Annotated in this window: 7 protein-coding genes; 4 read left to right on the top strand and 3 right to left on the bottom strand. The window is 69.0% G+C overall.

Annotated features, from left to right (window positions below):
- The 4 genes from ACRDPN_RS05360 to ACRDPN_RS05345 all read left to right on the top strand — a co-directional run.
- The coding region (locus tag ACRDPN_RS05360) for a cytochrome P450 (protein ID WP_431446339.1) at positions 1–1,114 on the top strand (1,114 nt) is incomplete at its 5' end.
- Positions 1,111–2,406, top strand: coding sequence for a thymidine phosphorylase (locus ACRDPN_RS05355; protein WP_431446338.1), 1,296 nt, complete (start codon positions 1,111–1,113; stop codon positions 2,404–2,406). The genes ACRDPN_RS05360 and ACRDPN_RS05355, both read left to right, overlap by 4 nt.
- Before the next feature lie 10 nt (positions 2,407–2,416).
- A complete protein-coding gene (locus ACRDPN_RS05350; protein WP_431446337.1) occupies positions 2,417–2,875 on the top strand; it encodes a MaoC family dehydratase in 459 nt (152 codons plus the stop codon).
- Entirely contained in the window at positions 2,872–3,960 is a 1,089-nt protein-coding gene (locus ACRDPN_RS05345; RefSeq protein ID WP_431446336.1) for an adenosine deaminase, read from the top strand. Before ACRDPN_RS05350 ends, ACRDPN_RS05345 begins: the two co-directional genes overlap by 4 nt.
- A 29-nt stretch (positions 3,961–3,989) precedes the next feature.
- Here ACRDPN_RS05345 and ACRDPN_RS05340 read toward each other — a convergent pair whose 3' ends face one another.
- From ACRDPN_RS05340 to ACRDPN_RS05330, 3 genes are all read right to left on the bottom strand, one after another.
- Positions 3,990–4,358, bottom strand: a complete 369-nt coding sequence (locus tag ACRDPN_RS05340; RefSeq protein ID WP_431446335.1) for a YciI family protein — start codon at positions 4,356–4,358, stop codon at positions 3,990–3,992.
- Between the two features lie 98 nt (positions 4,359–4,456).
- Positions 4,457–5,314: an aldehyde dehydrogenase family protein gene (locus ACRDPN_RS05335; RefSeq protein WP_431446334.1), complete on the bottom strand. Its 858-nt coding sequence runs from the start codon at positions 5,312–5,314 to the stop codon at positions 4,457–4,459.
- A partial coding sequence (locus tag ACRDPN_RS05330; protein ID WP_431446333.1) for an aldehyde dehydrogenase family protein occupies positions 5,311–5,531 on the bottom strand: 221 nt, incomplete at its 5' end. The genes ACRDPN_RS05330 and ACRDPN_RS05335, both read right to left, overlap by 4 nt.

Below are 5,531 nucleotides of genomic sequence, written 5' to 3'. Positions count from 1 at the left end.
CCGGAAGGCCGGCCCGATGCTGTGGCACGAGCAGAGCGACCGCTGGCTCGCCACCACCCACGACGCCGTCACGCGTGTGCTCCGCGATCGCGCCTTCGGCCGGCTCTGGAGCGACTGGGAACCCGCCGACGAGATGGCTCCGTTCAACGCGCTGCACCGCCACCAGATGATGGAGAGCGAAGATCAGACTCACGCCAGGCTCAGGAAGCTGGTCTCCTCGGCATTCGGCCGCGGCCACGTCGAGCGCATGCGTCCACGCATCGACGCCCTCGTCAAACAGATGCTGGACGACCTCGACCCGTCCCGGCCCGTCGATCTGCTGAGCCAGTACGCCGAGCCGCTGCCGGTCTACGTCATCGCCGACCTTCTCGGTGTGCCGGGCGCCGACCATGTTCAGCTGCGGGCGTGGTCGCAGGCGATCGTGCACATGTACGAGCAGGACGTCGGCGACGACGTGCGACGCGAGGCGGTCGACGCGAGCGTGGCGTTCTCCGAATACGTGCGCGGCGTGGTCGAGGACCGGCGCGCCCATCCCGACGACGACCTCATCAGCGACCTCCTCACCGAGCGCGACGGGAGTGCGCGGCTGAGCGACGACGAGCTCGTCGCATCCGTCGTGCTGTTGCTCAACGCCGGTCACGAGGCGTCGGTCAACGCGTTCGGCAACGGCCTGCACGCGCTGCTCACCCATCCCGAACAGCTCGAACGCATCACCGCGGGCCGGGTTCCGATGGGCACGGCGCTCGAGGAGCTGATCCGCTACGACGCGCCGCTGCAGCTGTTCGAGCGCGGCGCCACGTCCGATGTGGACGTCGGCGGCATCACCGTTCGCGCCGGTCAGACCGTCGCATGCCTGATGGGGTCGGCCAACCGGGACGAGACGGTCTTCGCGCGTGCCGATGCGCTCGACGTCGGACGCGACCCGAACCCGCACGTCGGCTTCGGGATGGGGCTTCACTTCTGCCTTGGCGCGCCGTTGGCGAGGCTCGAGCTCGAGATCGCGTTCCGCCGACTGCTCGAACGCTGGCCGAAGATCACCCTCGCCTCGCCCGCACCACGGCGGCCGACCTGGGTACTGCGAGGATTCGAGAAGATCGAGGTGACCCTCACGTGAACGAACCCTTTGATGCTCCTCACGTCATCGCCACCAAGCGCGACCGCAAGCGACTGAGCGACGAGCAGATCGACTGGGTGATCGACGCCTATACCCGCCATGTCGTGGCGCCCGAGCAGATGTCGGCGCTGGCGATGGCCATCCTGCTCAACGGCATGGACCACGACGAGATCGCCCGCTGGACGCACGCGATGATCGCGAGCGGCGAGCGGATGGACTTCTCCGGGCTGTCTCGGCCGACGGCCGACAAGCACTCCACCGGTGGCGTCGGCGACAAGATCACCCTGCCACTCGCGCCGCTAGTCGCCGCCTGTGGCGTGGCGGTGCCGCAGCTGTCCGGCCGCGGACTGGGCCACACCGGCGGCACGCTCGACAAGCTCGAGTCGATCCCAGGGTGGAACGCGTCGCTCTCGATTGATGCGATGATGGCGCAGCTGGACGACGTCGGGGCGGTCATCTGCGCCGCCGGCAGTGGCCTCGCCCCCGCCGACAAGAAGCTCTACGCGCTGCGCGACGTCACCGGCACCGTGGAGGCCATTCCGTTGATCGCCAGCTCGATCATGAGCAAGAAGATCGCCGAGGGAACCGACGCCCTCGTGCTCGACGTCAAGGTCGGCTCGGGCGCCTTCATGAAATCGGAGACGGACGCCCGCGAGCTCGCCGAGACGATGGTCGTGCTCGGTACCGACGCCGGGGTCAACACCGTCGCGCTGCTCACCGACATGTCCACGCCGCTCGGCCGCACGGCCGGCAACGCGATCGAGGTCGCGGAGTCCGTCGAGGTGCTGGCCGGGGGAGGGCCCAGCGACGTCGTCGAGCTCACCCTCGCGCTGGCCCGGGAGATGCTGGCGGCCGCTGGCAAGCCCGACGTCGATCCGGCCGATGCGCTCGCCGACGGACGCGCCATGGACGTCTGGCGCCGGATGATCGCGGCCCAGGGCGGCGACCCCGACGCGGCCCTGCCGGAGGGGCGGGAGTCCCACGTGGTCACCGCTTCGAGCGGCGGAACGCTGACCAGGCTGGACGCCTTCGGTGTCGGCGTCGCTGCATGGCGTCTCGGCGCGGGACGCGCACGACCCGGCGAGGACGTGCAGGCCGGCGCCGGTGTGGTGCTGCACGCCAAACCCGGCGACGCGGTGGCCGCGGGTGCGCCGCTGATGACCCTTCACACCGACGAGCCGGCCCGATTCGAGCGGGCCATGGAGGCGCTGGACGGGGCGTTCGACGTCGAGCCCGGGGGGCCAGGCGGGGACCATGTGGCGGGCTCCATCGTGCTGGACCGCATTGGCTAGGTTGGAGCACATGCGCGTGCTGAACAACCGAAAAGAGATCGCCTCCGCCGCCGGCAAGGAGCTGGGGGTCAGTGAATGGGTTCAGGTGACGCAGGAGCGCATCGACCTGTTCGCCGACGCCACCGGCGACCGGCAATGGATTCACGTCGATCCTGAACGTGCGGCAGAAGGACCGTTCGGCGCGACCGTCGCCCACGGCTATCTCACGTTGTCCATGCTGCCGTTCCTCGGAGCCCAGGTGTACGCCTTCGCCGGCGACGTCGCCCGCATCAACTACGGGCTCAACAAGGTGCGCTTCGTCTCTCCGGTCGTCGTCGGCTCCAAGGTGCGCAACCGCGTCGAGATGATCGACGTCAAGGACCTCGAAAAGGGCCAGCAGATCACCCTGCAGCACACCATCGAGATCAAGGGGGCCGACAAGCCGGCATGCGTGGCCGAGACGGTCACGCTGCTCATGGACGCCGGATGAGCGCCACTCCTGAGCAGGTCGCCCGGGCGCCCAAGGTCGCGCTGCACGAGCACCTCGACGGCGGGGTGCGCGCGGCCACGGTGGCCGAGATCGCGGACGAGATCGGGCACGAGCTGCCGGTCAACCATGCCGACACCCTGGGCGCGTGGTTCACCGACGCGTCATCGTCCGGCTCACTCGAGCGCTACCTGGAGACGTTCGTGCACACGGTCGCCGTCATGCAGCGCCCCCAGGACCTCGCCCGCGTCGCGCGGGAGTCGGTGCTCGACCTCGCCACCGACGGCTGCGTCTACGCCGAGCTGCGGTGGGCCCCCGAGCAGCACCTGTCGGCCGGACTGACGCTGCGCGACACCGTCGAGGCCGTGCAGGCCGGCATCGACGAGGGCTGTGAGCTCGCGGCCGAGCAGGGTCACCCGATCGTCGTCGGCCAGCTGCTCACGGCCATGCGACACGCGAAGCGCGGCATGGAGATCGCCGAGATGGTCGTCGAGTACCGTGACCGTGGCGTGTTCGGTTTCGACATCGCCGGCGCCGAGGACGGCTTCCCGCCAATCCTGCACCTCGAGGCCTTCGAGTACCTCCGTCGCGAGAACTCCCACTTCACCATTCACGCCGGCGAAGCCTTCGGACTGCCGTCCATCTGGCAGGCCATCCAGCGCTGCGGCGCCGACCGGCTCGGACACGGCGTCCGCATCGTCGACGACATCGATCTGTCCGACCCGTCGCACCCAGTGCTCGGGCGGCTGGCCGCATACGTCCGCGACTGCCGCATCCCGCTCGAGATGTGCCCGTCCTCCAACCTGCAGACCCACGCGGTGCCCGGCATGACGTCCATCGCCGACCACCCGATCGGCATGCTCAAGAACCTCGGCTTCCGGGTCACCGTCAACTGCGACAACCGCCTCATGAGCAACACCTCGATGGGCCGCGAGATGACCCTCCTCGTCGACGCGTTCGGCTACGGCCTCGACGACCTGCGTTGGTTCACCGTCAACGCCATGAAGAGCGCGTTCCTGCCCTTCGACGAGCGACTCACGCTCATCAACGACGTCATCAAGCCCACCTACGCGGCACTGAAGGGCTAGGCGCGAGCGGGCTTGATGAAGTGGGGCCGCTACTCGGCCGGCGGTTCCTGGAACGCGCGGACCTCGATCCGGTCACCGAGCGCCTTGGAGACGTCCTTGGCCCACTCCAGCGCGGCGTCGAGGTCGGGAGCCTCGATGACCCAGAAGCCGCCGAGGTACTCCTTGGCCTCGACGAACGGGCCGTCGGTGAGGATCGGCTCGTCGCCCCGGTTGTCGACCGTGGTCGCCGTCGCTGGCGGGTGGAGGCCGCCGGCGAACACCCAGGCGCCTTCGGACTGGAGCCGCTCCATGAATCCACCGACCGCCTCCTGGGCCTTCTGGAGCTCCTCGGGGTCCATGGACTCCATGGTCGGCGACTCCGCGGTGTTGTGCGGCAGGGAAAGAAGGTACTGCGTCATGTCGTCTTCTCCTTGTTGTGGGCTCCCGGTTGGGTGCCTCTCACCCTGTCCACGAAGAAGAGGCCCCCGATACGACGCACCTTGGCAGAAAAGTTCGCTCAGATGCCGATCGGGTGCCAGACGGTCTTGATCTCGACCCACGACTGCAAACGATCGAGCGTGGGCTCGGTGACCCAGTCCTCCTCGCCGGGACGCCGGACGCGCTTGAGGTCCTCGGCGGCGTCGGACTCCAGGGAGCGGGCCAGCTCTGCATCGTCGATGCCGGTGAGGTCGAGGGCGTCGACGTCGAGGTGGGTGGCGAGCCAGGGGGCGATCTCGGCGGGGCTGCCGGTGAGCAGATTGACGACCCCGCCGGGGAGATCTGACGTGGCCATGATCTCGGCCAGGGTGATGGCGGGGATGGGGTACTGCTCGCTCGCCACGACGACGACAGTGTTGCCGGTGGTGATCGCCGGCAGCACGGTGCTGACCAGCCCGAGCAGCGGGTCATGCGGAGCCACGACGGCGACCACACCGGTGGGCTCGGGGGAGGACAGGTTGAAGAACGGGCCGGACACCGGGTTGGCGTTGCCGAGCACCTGCGCGTACTTGTCGGCCCAGCCTGCGTACCAGACCACCCGGTCGATGGCCGCGTCGACGTGTGCGTCGGCCTTCTTGGCCGTGCTGCCTTCGGCTTCACGCAGCTGGAACACGAGCTGGTCGCGACGTCCCTCCATCACCTCGGCGACGCGGTAGATGACCTGCCCGCGGTTGTAGGGCGTCCGTGCCGACCAGCCACTGAAGGCCGAGCGGGCCGCGCGCACGGCATCGCGGGCGTCCTTGCGCGACGCCTTGGCCATGTTGGCCAGGAACCGGCCCTTGGAGTCGAGCGCCTCGAACGTGCGGCCCGACTCGGAGCGGGGGAACGCGCCGCCGATGTACAGCTTGTGCGTCTTGCGCACCTCGACCCGGCTCATGCGGACTGTCCCTTCAGGTACGCGGCGAGTCCGTGCTTGCCGCCCTCGCGGCCGTAGCCGGACTCCTGGTAGCCGCCGAACGGGCTGGCGGGGTCGAACTTGTTGAAGGTGTTGGCCCACACGACACCGGCACGCAGCTGCTGTGCCATGGAGAGGATGCGCGAGCCCTTCTCGGTCCAGACACCCGCCGAGAGTCCGTACGGGGTGTTGTTCGCCT

The sequence above is a fragment of the Aeromicrobium sp. genome (assembly GCF_050700635.1).
Classification (GTDB): domain Bacteria; phylum Actinomycetota; class Actinomycetes; order Propionibacteriales; family Nocardioidaceae; genus Aeromicrobium.
The sequence above is the reverse complement of the archived record's forward strand: the minus strand, read 5'-3'. Positions and strand labels throughout refer to the sequence as shown.